This window comes from Streptomyces puniciscabiei, assembly GCF_006715785.1.
Lineage (GTDB): Bacteria > Actinomycetota > Actinomycetes > Streptomycetales > Streptomycetaceae > Streptomyces > Streptomyces puniciscabiei.
The window spans coordinates 606,600-620,160 of record NZ_VFNX01000001.1 but is presented as its reverse complement, the minus strand read 5'-3'; the positions used below and the strand labels follow the sequence as shown (position 1 = coordinate 620,160).

General features: G+C 72.0%; 13 protein-coding genes. 10 read left to right on the top strand and 3 right to left on the bottom strand.

Features of this window, described 5'->3' with window-relative positions:
• Entirely contained in the window at positions 1–1,626 is a 1,626-nt protein-coding gene (gene aceB / locus FB563_RS02850) for a malate synthase A (protein WP_055708262.1), read from the bottom strand.
• A gap of 184 nt (positions 1,627–1,810) precedes the next feature.
• Entirely contained in the window at positions 1,811–2,413 is a 603-nt protein-coding gene (locus FB563_RS02845; protein WP_055708263.1) for a nucleotidyltransferase family protein, read from the bottom strand.
• Positions 2,414–2,542: 129 nt separating this feature from the next.
• Here FB563_RS02845 and FB563_RS02840 point away from each other — a divergent pair, with 129 nt between their 5' ends.
• A complete protein-coding gene (locus FB563_RS02840) occupies positions 2,543–2,857 on the top strand; it encodes a DUF5955 family protein (protein ID WP_079048949.1) in 315 nt (104 codons plus the stop codon).
• An 8-nt stretch (positions 2,858–2,865) separates the two neighbouring features.
• On the opposite strand, the gene FB563_RS02835 is transcribed toward FB563_RS02840, so the two are convergent.
• Complete coding sequence (locus tag FB563_RS02835; protein WP_055708265.1) at positions 2,866–3,660, bottom strand: IclR family transcriptional regulator; 795 nt, start codon at positions 3,658–3,660, stop codon at positions 2,866–2,868.
• A 273-nt stretch (positions 3,661–3,933) separates the two neighbouring features.
• On the opposite strand from FB563_RS02835, the gene allB reads away from it, so the two are divergent.
• The 9 genes from allB (at position 3,934) to FB563_RS02790 (ending at position 13,163) form a co-directional block, all read left to right on the top strand.
• Positions 3,934–5,274, top strand: coding sequence for an allantoinase AllB (gene allB / locus FB563_RS02830; protein ID WP_055708266.1), 1,341 nt, complete (start codon positions 3,934–3,936; stop codon positions 5,272–5,274).
• A 76-nt stretch (positions 5,275–5,350) separates the two neighbouring features.
• Positions 5,351–6,457 carry an allantoicase gene (alc, locus tag FB563_RS02825; RefSeq protein WP_411573208.1) on the top strand — a complete coding sequence of 369 codons (1,107 nt, stop codon included), beginning with the start codon at positions 5,351–5,353 and terminating at the stop codon, positions 6,455–6,457.
• Positions 6,458–6,591: 134 nt separating this feature from the next.
• Positions 6,592–7,407 carry an AIM24 family protein gene (locus tag FB563_RS02820; protein ID WP_079048950.1) on the top strand — a complete coding sequence of 272 codons (816 nt, stop codon included), beginning with the start codon at positions 6,592–6,594 and terminating at the stop codon, positions 7,405–7,407.
• A 74-nt stretch (positions 7,408–7,481) separates the two neighbouring features.
• The gene (locus FB563_RS02815; RefSeq protein ID WP_055708268.1) at positions 7,482–8,108 is read left to right on the top strand and encodes a dihydrofolate reductase family protein; all 627 of its coding nucleotides are present in this window, start codon (positions 7,482–7,484) and stop codon (positions 8,106–8,108) included.
• A gap of 108 nt (positions 8,109–8,216) precedes the next feature.
• Positions 8,217–9,128: a DMT family transporter gene (locus FB563_RS02810; RefSeq protein ID WP_055708269.1), complete on the top strand. Its 912-nt coding sequence runs from the start codon at positions 8,217–8,219 to the stop codon at positions 9,126–9,128.
• Positions 9,129–9,213: 85 nt separating this feature from the next.
• Complete coding sequence (locus tag FB563_RS02805; RefSeq protein WP_055708270.1) at positions 9,214–9,609, top strand: ribonuclease domain-containing protein; 396 nt, start codon at positions 9,214–9,216, stop codon at positions 9,607–9,609.
• 291 nt (positions 9,610–9,900) lie between these two features.
• A complete protein-coding gene (locus FB563_RS02800; RefSeq protein ID WP_055708271.1) occupies positions 9,901–11,151 on the top strand; it encodes a sensor histidine kinase in 1,251 nt (416 codons plus the stop codon).
• Positions 11,152–11,234: 83 nt separating this feature from the next.
• Positions 11,235–11,906 (top strand): response regulator, encoded by a 672-nt coding sequence (locus FB563_RS02795; protein WP_055708272.1) that lies wholly within the window; start codon positions 11,235–11,237, stop codon positions 11,904–11,906.
• Positions 11,907–11,978: 72 nt separating this feature from the next.
• Positions 11,979–13,163 carry a cytochrome P450 family protein gene (locus tag FB563_RS02790; protein ID WP_199832919.1) on the top strand — a complete coding sequence of 395 codons (1,185 nt, stop codon included), beginning with the start codon at positions 11,979–11,981 and terminating at the stop codon, positions 13,161–13,163.
• Positions 13,164–13,561: the final 398 nt, after the last annotated feature.

Genomic DNA, 13,561 nt, shown 5'->3' with positions numbered 1-13,561 from the left:
TCAGCCCTTGAGCTGCTCGTACGCCGGCAGGGTGAGGAAGTCGGCGTAGTCCTCGTCCAGGGAGACCCTCAGCAGCAGGTCGTGGGCCTCCTGCCAGTGGCCGGCGGCGAAGGCCTGCTCGCCGATCTCCTGGCGGATCGCGGAGAGTTCCTCGGCGGCGACCTTGCGGGCCAGCTCGGGCGTGGCCTTGTCGCCGTTCTCGAACTCGACGCCCGCGTTGATCCACTGCCAGATCTGGGAGCGGGAGATCTCGGCGGTGGCCGCGTCCTCCATCAGGTTGAAGATGGCGACCGCGCCGAGCCCGCGCAGCCAGGCCTCGATGTACCGGATGCCGACCTGGACGGCGTTGACCAGGCCCGTGTACGTCGGCTTCGCGTCCAGCGAGTCGATCGCGATCAGGTCGGCCGCGTCCACGTGGACGTCCTCGCGCAGCCGGTCCTTCTGGTTCGGCTTGTCGCCGAGGACCCTGTCGAAGGACTCCATGGCGATCGGAACGAGGTCGGGGTGGGCGACCCAGGAGCCGTCGAACCCGTCGTTCGCCTCACGGTCCTTGTCGGCGCGGACCTTCTCGAAGGCCACCTTGTTGACCTCGGCGTCCCGGCGGGACGGGATGAACGCGGCCATGCCGCCGATCGCGTGCGCGCCGCGCTTGTGGCAGGTGCGGACGAGGAGTTCGGTGTACGCCCGCATGAACGGGGCCGTCATCGTGACCGCGTTGCGGTCCGGGAGGACGAACTTCGGCCCGCCGTCACGGAAGTTCTTCACGATGGAGAACAGGTAGTCCCAGCGGCCGGCGTTCAACCCCGAGGCATGGTCGCGCAGTTCGTAGAGGATCTCCTCCATCTCGTACGCGGCCGTGATCGTCTCGATCAGAACGGTGGCGCGGACGGTGCCCTGCGGGATGCCGACGTAGTCCTGCGCGAACACGAACACGTCGTTCCACAGCCGCGCCTCGAGGTGCGACTCGGTCTTCGGCAGGTAGAAGTAGGGGCCCTTGCCGAGGTCCAGCAGCCGCTGGGCGTTGTGGAAGAAGTACAGGCCGAAGTCGACGAAGGCGCCCGGGACGGCGCGGCCGTCGGCGTCGACCAGGTGCCGCTCGTCCAGGTGCCAGCCGCGCGGGCGCATGACGACGGTGGCGAGTTCCTCGTTCGGCCGGAGGGCGTACGTCTTGCCGGACCTCGGGTCGGTGAAGTCGATGTTCCTGGTATAGGCGTCGATCAGGTTGACCTGGCCGAGGATCACGTTCTCCCAGGTGGGCGCCGAGGCGTCCTCGAAGTCGGCGAGCCAGACCCGCGCGCCCGAGTTGAGCGCGTTGATGGTCATCTTGCGGTCGGTGGGGCCGGTGATCTCGACGCGCCGGTCGTTCAGCGCGGCCGGGGCCGGGGCGACCTTCCAGGAGTCGTCCGCGCGGATCGCGGCGGTCTCGGGGAGGAAGTCGAGCGTGGAGGTGCGGGCGATCTCGGCGCGGCGCTCGGCCCGGCGGGCGAGGAGTTCGTCACGGCGCGGGGTGAACCGCCGGTGCAGCTCCGCCACGAAGGCGAGCGCCGCGTCCGTGAGGACCTCTTCCTGCCTGGGCAGGGGCTCGGCGTCGACGATGGCCAGCGGGGACGGCGCTGGTGCGGACATGAGCTGTCACTTCCTTCAGCGGTGGCACCGGGTGCCAAGTGGCACGTACAGGGCAAACAGCGCCGACTGTGCGGGCAGGCGCTTCTGAACAGTGGATAGTAGTTTCCTCATTGTGGAACTTCAATGGTTTGTTGATGTCGAGATTCTCTGAGTCGAGGCAAGGTGGCGCCCAGTGCCACCCCCCTCACTCAAGGTGGCGCAGGTCGGCCTCGGTGTCGATGTCGTACGGCTCGGCCACGTCCGCGCACTCCACGAGCCGGATGTGGGCGGCCTGCTCCTGCAGATACGCACGGGCGCCGCGATCCCCGGTGGCGGTCGCCACGATGCCCGGCCAGTGGGCCGCGCCGAAGAGCACCGGATGCCCGCGCGTGCCGTCGTAGGCGGCCGAGACCAGCGATGTGTCGTCCTCGTAGGCGCCGAGCACCCGGGCCACGGCCGCCGGCCCGATGCCGGGCTGGTCGACGAGGCTCACCAGGGCCGCGCGGACCCCCGTACCGGCCAGCGAGGCCAGTCCGGCGCGCAGCGAGGAGCCCATGCCCTCGGTCCAGTCGGGGTTGTCCACGAGCACGCATCCGCTGAGCTCGGCGCGCCGGCGGACGTCGTCCGCCCGCGCTCCCAGCACGACGTGGATCCGGCCGCACCCGGCCGCGCGCAGCACCTGGACCGCGTGCTCGACCAGGAGGCGCCCCCGGTGCTCCAGCAGCGCCTTGGGCCGGCCGCCGAGCCGTCTGCCCCCGCCGGCGGCGAGCAGCAGCCCGGCGACCTCCGCGTGATGCCTGTCCGTCATGCGTCCTGCATACCTGACGGGGGGTGTGGCGGCGGGTTTCCTTGGGCTGAATTTCGGTCCGCGCGGTGGCGCTCCCGGACGCGGTGGCGTTTACTGGCCCGCGCACGACGGCGTGTGAGGGGGAGGGCTGTGTTGCGGAGCTTGGGGCAGAGGCCAGTGACCGGCAGCGACGAGGACCCGCGAGTGGCGGAACTGCGGACCGCGGTGTCCCGGCTGCGCCGCGAACTCGCGGCGCTGCCCTCCGAGTTCCCCGACCGCGCCATAGCCGAGGACGAGCTGGCCGCGCTGGCTGCGATGGCGTCCGGCGGTTCGCCCGAGATCCCGCGCCTGCGCAGCTCCCTGTTACTGATCGCGGGTGCGATCGGCTCGGTGAGTGCCCTGGCCAGGGGGTTGAGCGGCGTCCGGGAGGCGGTGGATCTCTTCGGTGAGTCGCCGCGATCCTGAATGCGCTCTCAGGCGCCCGAACTCGCCAAAGCCTGGGACAGCTCAAGGGCGATCTGCTGCAGCACCGGCACGATCTTCTCGGTAGCCGCTTCCGTGACCCGCCCGGCCGGCCCGGAGATGGAGATCGCCGCAGCCGTCGGAGACTCCGGCACGGACACCGCGAGGCACCGGACCCCTATCTCCTGCTCGTTGTCGTCCACGGCGTACCCCAGCTGCCGCACGTCCTCCAGCGCCGCCAGGAATCCCTCGGGCGTGGTGATCGTCTTCTCCGTCGCGGCGGGCATCCCCGTACGGGACAGCAGCGCCCGTACCTCTTCGTCCGGCACCCCGGCCAGCAGTGCCTTGCCCACGCCGGTCGAGTGCGGCAGCACCCGTCGCCCCACTTCCGTGAACATCCGCATCGAATGCTTCGACGGCACCTGCGCCACGTACACGATCTCGTCGCCGTCCAGCAGCGCCATGTTCGCCGTCTCGCCGGTCTCCTCGACCAGCCGCGCGAGATACGGCCGCGCCCAGGTGCCGAGCAGCCGGGACGCCGACTCGCCGAGCCGGATGAGCCGGGGGCCGAGCGCATAGCGCCGGTTCGGCTGCTGGCGGACGTACCCGCAGGCGACCAGGGTGCGCATCAGCCGGTGGATGGTCGGCAGCGGCAGCCCACTGGTCGCGGACAGCTCGCTCAGACCGACCTCGCCGCCCGCGTCCGCCATCCGCTCGAGCAGATCGAAGGCGCGCTCCAGGGACTGGACCCCGCCACCGGCGGAGGATTTGGCGGAGTCGGTGGTGCTGGCGCTGGACGTCGGCACGGCGCGTTCCTTTCGGGACTGGCGAGAGGGGAGAAGCCTACCCGGCGGCCGGTTGACTCCCTGCTTGTACATAGCTACGTTCTGCTTGCTGGAATTCTAATTCCGCTTTGTGGAAACGTCCAGAGTGGGTGCGCGTCGCGTGCTGTCCAGAAGTGTGCCCCTTGACGGCGGGGGAGTGGGAGTGAAGACTCCTTCAACAGAACGTTGAAATCCGTTACGTGGGTGTAAATCCCGTTTCCTGGGCGTAAAACGGCGGTACAGAGAGGGGTTCGGGTGTCCGACGCTGAACTGGTCCTGCGCTCGACGCGCGTCATCACTCCGGAGGGGACGCGGGCCGCCACGGTCACCGTGTCCGCCGGAAGGATCACGGCAGTCCTGCCGTACGACACCGAGGCCCCGGCCGGCGCGCGGCTGGAGGACCTCGGCGACCACGTCCTGCTGCCCGGCCTGGTCGACACCCACGTGCACGTCAACGACCCGGGCCGCACCGAGTGGGAGGGCTTCTGGACCGCCACCCGCGCGGCGGCGGCGGGCGGCATCACCACGCTGATCGACATGCCGCTCAACTCCCTGCCGCCGACCACGACCGTCGAGAACCTGCGGGTGAAGCGGGAGGTCGCCGCCGACAAGGCGCACATCGACGTCGGATTCTGGGGCGGCGCGCTGCCGGACAACGTCAAGGACCTGCGCCCGCTGCACGAGGCCGGAGTCTTCGGCTTCAAGGCCTTCCTGTCCCCGTCCGGCGTGGACGAGTTCCCGCACCTGGACCAGGACCGGCTCGCCCGGTCCATGGCGGAGATCGCCGGCTTCGACGGCCTGCTGATCGTGCACGCCGAGGACCCGCACCACCTCGCCGCCGCTCCCCAGCACGGCGGCCCCAGGTACGCCGACTTCCTCGCCTCCCGCCCGCGCGACGCCGAGGACACGGCCATCGCGAACCTCATCGCGCAGGCCCGCCGCCTCCACGCGCGCGTGCACGTGCTGCACCTGTCCTCCAGCGACGCGCTGCCGCTGATCCGCGCCGCCCGCGCCGAGGGCGTGCGGATCACCGTGGAGACCTGCCCGCACTACCTCACCCTGACCGCCGAGGAAGTGCCGGACGGCGCCAGCGAGTTCAAGTGCTGCCCGCCCATCCGCGAGGCCGCCAACCAGGACCTGCTCTGGGAGGCGCTGGCCGACGGCACCATCGACTGCGTCGTCACCGACCACTCGCCCTCCACCGCCGACCTGAAGACCGAGGACTTCGCCACCGCCTGGGGCGGCATCTCCGGCCTCCAGCTCAGCCTGTCCGCCGTGTGGACCGAGGCCCGCAAGCGCGGTCACGGTCTGGAGGACGTCGTGCGCTGGATGTCCACGCGGACGGCAGCCCTCGCCGGTCTGGACTCTTCCAAGGGCGCGATCGCACCCGGCCGCGACGCCGACTTCGCGGTCCTCGCCCCCGACGAGACCTTCACCGTCGACCCGGCCGGCCTCCAGCACCGCAACCGGGTCACCGCGTACGCCGGCAAGACCCTGTACGGCGTCGTGAAGTCCACCTGGCTGCGCGGCGAACGCATCGTCGCCGACGGCGAGTTCACCGACCCCAAGGGCGCCCTGCTCGCCCGCCCCCAGTAAGCCGGCCCCGCACCCGCGACGGGCCGACTCCAGAAAGGACCCCCTGATCACCGTGACGGCGCTGCATCAATCGAGTTTGGCGAGTTTCACCGGCGACGCGAACCCCTACGGAGGCGGCGACCCGTACGCGGACTACCGCACCGCCGACTTCCCCTTCACCCAGTACGCCAACCTCGCCGACCGGCAGCTCGGCGCCGGTGTCATCGCCGCCAACGACGAGTTCTTCGCCCAGCGGGAGAACCTGCTGGTGCCCGAGCGGGCCGAGTTCGACCCCGAGCACTTCGGGCACAAGGGCAAGGTCATGGACGGCTGGGAGACCCGCCGCCGGCGCGGCGCCTGCGCCGAGCACCCGTGGCCGACCGCCGAGGACCACGACTGGGCGCTGGTCCGGCTCGGCGCGCCCGGGGTGATCCGCGGGATCGTCGTCGACACCGCCCACTTCCGGGGCAACTACCCGCAGGCGGTCTCCATCGAGGGCACGTCCGTACCCGGCTCGCCGTCCCCTGAGGAGCTGCTGGGCGACGACGTGAAGTGGACGACGATCGTCCCGCGCACCGCCGTCGGCGGCCACGCGGCCAACGGCTTCGAGGTCACCGTCGAGCAGCGCTTCACCCACCTGCGGGTCAACCAGCACCCCGACGGCGGCATCGCGCGCCTGCGCGTATACGGCGAGGTGGTGCCCGATCCGCAGTGGCTGTCCGTTCTGGGCACCTTCGACGTGGTCGCCCTGGAGAACGGCGGCCGGGTCGAGGACGCCTCGAACCTCTTCTACTCCCCGGCCACCAACACCATCCAGCCGGGCCGCTCGCGCAAGATGGACGACGGCTGGGAGACCCGCCGCCGCCGCGACCAGGGCAACGACTGGATCCGCTACCAGCTGGTCGCCCAGTCCCAGATCCGCGCGATCGAGATCGACACCGCCTACCTGAAGGGCAACAGCGCCGGCTGGGCGTCGGTGTCGGTGAAGGACGGCGAGAACGGCGACTGGACGGAGATCGTCCCGCGCACCCGCCTCCAGGCCGACACCAACCACCGGTTCGTGCTCCCCGAGCCCGTGGTCGGCACGCACGCGCGGATCGACATCTTCCCCGACGGCGGCATCTCCCGCCTGCGTCTGTTCGGCTCCCTGACCGAGCAGGGCGCGGCCGGTCTCGCCGCCCGGCACCAGGAACTGGGCGGCTGACCCACTCCCCGACCCACCCCTGACCCGCGCGGGGCGCCCCGGCCTGGACAGCACCGGGCGCCCCGCGTGTCACCCACAAGGACCCGTTTCCGGGTGGCCGGAACTTACGGGTCCGGCTCCCGCGTTCTCCCCGCGTGACCCTTCAGCAAGAGATCGTCGGCAACGCCATGCAGATGGCGGTCGTCAACCTGCAGCCCGGCCAGACCGTGTACTGCGAGGCCGGAAAGTTCCTGTTCAAGACGACGAACGTGACCATGGAGACGCGGCTGTCCGGCCCGTCGAACAACGGAGGACAGCAGCAGGGCGGCTCCGGCGGCGGCATGGGCGGCCTGCTGCGCCAGGCCATGGGCACCGCCATGCAGGTGGGCCAGCGCATGCTCGCGGGCGAGTCGCTGGCGTTCCAGTACTTCACCTCCCAGGGCGGCGAGGGCACGGTCGGCTTCGCCGGTGTGCTCCCGGGTGAGATGCGGGCCCTGGAACTCGACGGCAGGCGCGCGTGGTTCGCCGAGAAGGACGCCTTCGTGGCCGCCGAGTCCACCGTCGACTTCGGCATCGCCTTCGCCGGCGGCCGCACCGGCATGAGCGGCGGCGAGGGCTTCATCCTGGAGAAGTTCACCGGGTACGGCACGGTGATCATCGCCGGCGCGGGCAACTTCATCGACCTCAACCCGGCGGACTTCGGCGGCCGCATCGAGGTGGACACCGGCTGCGTGGTCGCCTTCGAGGAGGGCATCCAGTACGGCGTCCAGCGCGTCGGCGGCCTCAACCGCCAGGGGATCATGAACGCCGTGTTCGGCGGCGAGGGCCTGTCCCTGGCCACCCTGGAGGGCAACGGCCGGGTGATCCTGCAGTCCCTCACCATCGAGAGCCTCGCCAACGCCCTGAAGAAAGCCCAGGGCGGCGACAAGCAGGGCCCGACCGGCGGACTGTTCTCCACCCACGCCGGCTGAGCCGATGAGTTCCGGGCGGCGGCGGGGTCTGAGGTGATGGCAGCAGACCCCGCACCCGGAAGAAGGCACCCCTCATGGGCAAGCTCGTCTCCACCGTCTTCGTCACCCTCGACGGCGTCCACCAGGCCCCGGGCGGCCCCCAGGAGGACACCAGCGGCGGCTTCACCCACGGCGGCTGGAGCTTCGTGTACGGCGACGACGACTTCGGCAGGTTCGTCACCGAGGTCTTCGACCGGGCCGGCGCCTTCCTGCTCGGCCGCCGTACGTACGACATCTTCGCCGCGTACTGGCCCAAGGTGACCGACCCGGCCAACCTCATCGCCGCCAAGCTCAACGCCCTGCCGAAGTACGTCCCCTCCGCGACCCTCACCGACCCGGCCTGGTCCGGCACCACCGTGCTCGGCGGCGACCTCACCAAGGAGGTCCAGGCCCTGAAGGAGCGCACGGACGGTGAACTCCAGGTCCACGGCAGCGGCGCCCTGGTCCGCTCCCTCATCGACCTCCGGCTCCTCGACACCCTGCACCTGGTGACCTTCCCGGTCCTCCTCGGCACCGGCCGCCGCCTGTTTCCCGAGGGCACGGCCCCCACCGCCTTCCGCCACACCGCCGGCCGCGTCACGGGCGCGGGCGTCTCCATCCAGTCGTACGACCTGGCGGGCGACCCCGAGTACGGCTCGTACGAACTCCCCGAAGACGCCTGAGGCGCACCGCAAATCCCTGGCCGAAGACCGGCCCCGCCGGTACGGTGATCACGCCCGTGCGAGCCGCCGACGTCTCCGCACCCCTTCGGAGACCGGGAGAGCCGCCCCATGTCGTCGATCGCCGTACCGGGGCCCACCGCCCTGCCCCGGCGCGCCTGGTACACCGACCTGCCCGTGCTGCTCGTCGCCGTGTGCTGGGGTGCCAGCTACCTCGCCGCCAAGGACATCACCACAGCCCGTACGGTCCTCGCCGTGCTGGTGCTGCGGTTCGCGCTCGCCGTGCCCGTCCTGGCCGTCGCCGGGCGGCGGGCCCTGCGCGCCCTGACCGCCGCCCAGTGGCGCGGCGCCGCCCTGCTGGGAGTGATCCTGAGCGGGATCTTCCTGCTGGAGACGTACGGGGTGGTGCACACCTCCGCGACCAACGCCGGTCTGATCATCAGCCTCACCATGGTCTTCACCCCGCTCGCCGAGGCCGCCGTCAGCCGCACCCGGCCCACCCCGGCCTTCCTCGGCGCGGCCCTGCTGTCGGTGCTCGGCGTCGTCCTGCTCACCCAGGGCGGCGGCTTCACCCGGCCGGGCACCGGCGACCTGCTGATGCTGCTCGCCGCGCTCGCCCGCACCCTGCACGTCCTCGCCATGTCCCGGCTCCGGGCCGTACGGGGCGCCGACGCGCTGCCGCTGACCACCGTCCAACTCGGCGCGTCCGTCGCCGTCTTCGCCGCGCTGTCCCCGGTCTCGGGCGGTCCGGCGCCCTGGGCGGTCGCGGCCGGGTTCGGCGCCCGGGACTGGGCGGGGCTGCTGTTCCTGTCCGCGCTCTGCACGGTGTTCGCCTTCTTCGTGCAGATGTGGGCGGTCCGCCGTACGTCCCCGTCCCGGGTCGGGCTGCTGCTCGGCACCGAGCCGCTGTGGGCCGCCGCGGCGGGAATCGCGCTGGGCGGGGAACGGCTCGGCCCGCTCGCTCTCGCGGGCGGTGCGCTGGTGCTTGCGGGGACGGCGTGGGGGCGCGGGGCGGCAGGTTAACTTCACGAAAACTCAACGGACTTGAAGGGAAAATCTTCAATCTTGTCGTTGACATGCCAACGTCTACGCGCGTCATCATGAGGGCATGAGATTCCCCCCACGCGCTACTCGCATCGGCGCCGCAGCCGCGCTCCTGTCCGCCCTCCTCGTGGGCGGCACCGTCTCCGCCACCACGGCGGACGCCGCAGCCTCGTCGGCCGGCAGCATCTGCTACGGAAACCTGCCGTCACAGGCCCACGACACCCTGGGCCTGATCGCCCAGGGCGGCCCGTACCCGTACTCGCAGGACGGCACCGTCTTCTCCAACAAGGAAGGCGTCCTGCCCAGCGAGTCCTACGGCTACTACCACGAGTACACGGTGATCACCCCCGGCTCCCCCACGCGGGGCGCCCGGCGCATCGTCACCGGTGAGCAGTCCCAGGAGGACTACTACACCTCCGACCACTACGCCACGTTCGACCTGATCGACTTCGGCTGCTGAGCCGGCCGACAGGCCTCCAGGCAACGGCGCGACACACGTGCCCGCACGCTCGCCCGCGGCTGTCCCCCCACCCAGGGCCGCGCGCAGCGCAGCGGCACGGCACCACCAGCGGGCCGCCGGGAACCGTCCCGGCGGCCCGCTGTCGTCCGGCGGCCGCTGAAGGGACGGACAGCAGCCGCCGAAAGTCCAAGAGTCCGCGACTTTGGTCGCCGATCAGGCGCAGGCCGCGGCCGACGGCCCGCGGGCTGCGTAGATTGGTCGACCGTGACGGAGAACGGGCTTGGCCCCACCATGGCGCGCGGGGCAGGGCCCCGCCCGTGGATGCTGCCCTCCGCCCTGCTGCACGGGCTGGAGCCGGACTCGGGGCCCGACGGCCGGCGGCCCCGGCGCACCGCACGGGACTGGATCGTCGACAGCTGCTGCTTCCTGCTGGCCGTGCTCCTGTTCCTGGCGACCGCCGTCGGTCTGCGGCAGCAACCGCACGTGCCCGCGGGTCTCGCCGTCGCCGACGTCGTGCTGGGCGCCCTGTCCTGCTGCGCCGTCTGGCTGCGCCGCCGCTGGCCGGTGGGCCTCGCCGTCGCGATGGTCGCCGTCGGCATGGTGTCCGCCACGGCGGGCGGCGCGGGCGCGGTCGCCCTGTTCACCCTCGCCGTGCACCGGCCCTTCCGCTACGTCGCCTGGGTCGGCGGCGTCGACCTCGCCCTCGTACCCGTCTACTACTGGCTGCGCCCCGACCCCGACCTGCCCTTCGCCGCCGCCGTCGTCTTCGTCGTGCTGCTCGTCGTCTCCGTCATCGGCTGGGGCATGTTCGTGCGCTCCAAGCGCCTGCTGCTGCTCAGCCTGCGCGAGCGGGCCCACCGGGCGGAGACCGAGGCGCGGCTGCGCGCCGAGCAGGCGCAGCGGCTCGCCCGTGAGGCCATCGCCCGCGAGATGCACGACGTGCTCGCCCATCGGCTCACCCTGCTCAGCGTGCACGCGGGCGCGCTGGAGTTCCGGCCGGACGCGCCGCGCGAGGAGATCGCCCGGGCCGCCGGAGTGATCCGGGAGAGCGCGCACGAGGCGCTCCAGGACCTGCGGGAGATCATCGGCGTGCTGCGGACCGGCGAGGCCGAGGACGCGGTCGGCGAGCGGCGCCAACCGACGCTGGCCGCGCTGGACGCCCTGGTCGCCGAGTGCCGCGAGGCGGGCATGAAGGTGACCCTGGACCACCGGGTCGCCGACCCGGCCGCCGTCCCCGCCTCCGTCGGCCGCACCGCCTACCGCATCGCCCAGGAGGCCCTGACCAACGCCCGCAAACACGCCCCCGGCGCCGAGGTCACCCTGATCCTCGCCGGCGCCCCGGGCGAGGGCCTCACCGTCACGGTGACCAACCCCGCGCCCACCACCGAGCCCACACCCGTCCCCGGCTCCGGCCAGGGCCTGATCGGCCTCACCGAACGCGCGAACCTCACCGGCGGCCGCCTGGACCACGGCACCACGGCCGACGGAGGCTTCGAGGTGCGAGCCTGGCTGCCCTGGGGGCGGCCCGGACCGACACCCTGACAACGCCGAGCGGGCGAGCACGGCCCAACTCGGTCCCGGGTGCGAAGTCGTGGCGCCGGGGCCAACCGTGATTACGTAAGCCCATGACGCCGATCAGACTCCTCCTCGTCGACGACGACCCGCTCGTACGGGCCGGACTGGCCCTGATGATCGGTGGGGCCGAGGACATCGAGATCGTCGGAGAGGCCGCGGACGGTGCCCAGGCCGAGGAAGCCGTCTCGCGCACCCGGCCGGACGTCGTCCTCATGGACATCCGGATGCCGTCGGTGGACGGGCTCACCGCGACCGAGCGGCTGCGCGCGCGGGCCGACGCTCCGCAGGTCGTGGTGCTCACCACCTTCCACGCCGACGAACAGGTGCTGCACGCCCTGCGCGCGGGCGCCGCCGGGTTCGTGCTGAAGGACACCCCGCCCGCCGAGATCGTCGACGCCGTGCGCCGGGTCGCGGCCGGCGACCCCGTCCTGTCGCCCGCCGTCACCCGGCAGTTGATGCGCCACGCGGCCGGTGGCGCCGCCGACGCGCGCCGGGCACGCGCGCGTGAACGGCTCGACGTGCTCAACGACCGCGAACGCGAGGTCGCCGTCGCCGTCGGCCGGGGCCTGGCCAACGCGGCGATCGCCACCGAGCTGTTCATGAGCGTGGCCACCGTCAAGACCCACGTCTCCCGCATCCTCGCCAAACTCGGCCTCGCCAACCGCGTCCAGATCGCCCTGCTCGCCTACGACGCGGGACTCGTCGACGGGGACGGGCACTAAGCCCGCGCGCCGCGCGTTGTCGCAGTACCGGGAGGAGCCCGGCGTGCCTCGGGGGAGTCCGGAGGGGGAACGATGGTCAGGCAACACGTGGTCGATCTGGGGGAGTTCGGGGACGCGCTGCGCACGGATCCTCACCCGGTGTACGCCCGGCTGCGCGAACAGGGCCCCGTGCACCGCGTCCGGCTGCCGGGCTGGCAGGACGATGCCTGGTTGGTCGTCGGGTACGAGGAGGCGCGGGCGGCCCTCGCGGACAGCCGGCTGGCGAAGGACACCAGCAAGATCGGCGTGACCGTCGTGGACCAGGAGATGGTCGGCAAGCATCTGCTGGCCACCGATCCGCCCCAGCACACCCGACTGCGCGCCCTCGTCACGCGCGCGTTCACGATGCGCCGGGTGGAGCAGCTGCGCCCGCGGATCCAGCAGATCACCGACGAACTGCTGGACGAGATGCTCCCGGCAGGCCGCGCCGACCTCATCGCCTCCCTCGCCTACCCGCTGCCCATCACCGTCATCTGCGAACTCCTCGGGGTCCCCGACATGGACCGCGAGGAGTTCCGCAAGACGTCCACGGAGGTGGTCGCGCCCACCAACGACCAGACGGGCTACGAGGCGGTCGTCCGCCTCGGCGAGTACCTCACCGAGCTGATCGAGGACAAGCGCTGCTCCGGCCCCACGGACGACCTGCTCAGCGATCTGATCCGCACCACCGCCGAGGACGGCGACCGCCTCTCCGCGCAGGAACTGCGTGGCATGGCCTTCCTGCTGCTGATCGCCGGCCACGAGACCACCGTCAACCTCATCGGCAACGGCGTCCACGCCCTCCTGACCCACCCGGCTCAACTCGCCGCCCTGTGCGCCGACATGACCCTCCTGGACGGCGCCGTCGAGGAGATGCTGCGCTACGAGGGCCCGGTGCAGAGCGCCACCTACCGGTTCGCCGCCGAGCCCGTGGAGATCGCCGGGTCGGCCATCGAGCAGGGCGCCCATGTGGTGATCAGCCTCACCGCCGCCCAGCGCGACGGCGGGCGCCATGACGATCCGCACCGGTTCGACATCCGCCGCGACACCCGCGGCCACCTCGCCTTCGGCCACGGCATCCACTACTGCCTCGGCGCACCCCTGGCCCGCCTGGAGGGCCGCACGGCCATCGGCACACTGCTGCGCCGCGCCCCCGGCCTCGCGCTCGACGGCACGCCCGGCGAGTGGCTGCCCGGCCTGCTGATGAGGGGGATGCGCAGCCTTCCGGTCCGCTGGTGAACGGCGGCTGACCCCAGCCGTGTGCGGGCCCGCGGCCACGGTCGCAGGCGGCGCCGGCGGCACGGCCGCGGGGTGCCCGTGGCACGGTCGTCGGTCGAGACCGGCGTCTGCGCTGGTGCGCGGCGCCGCGGCAACCGCCTTGGGCGGGGTGGTGCGTGGCGCGCGGCTCCGGTCGTGCGTGGCACTCGCGGCACGGTCGTACGGCGCACGCGCGGCACGGCCGTACGCGGCGCCCGGGGCAACGCGAGGCACCTGTCGCAATGGTGACGCGCGGCGTCTGTGGCAACGGTGACATGTGGCGTCTGTGGCAAGGGTGGCATGTGGCGTCTGTGGCAACGGTGACCGCGGCGTCTGTGGCAACGATGATGCGCGGTGCCTGTGGCAACGGTGACCCGCGG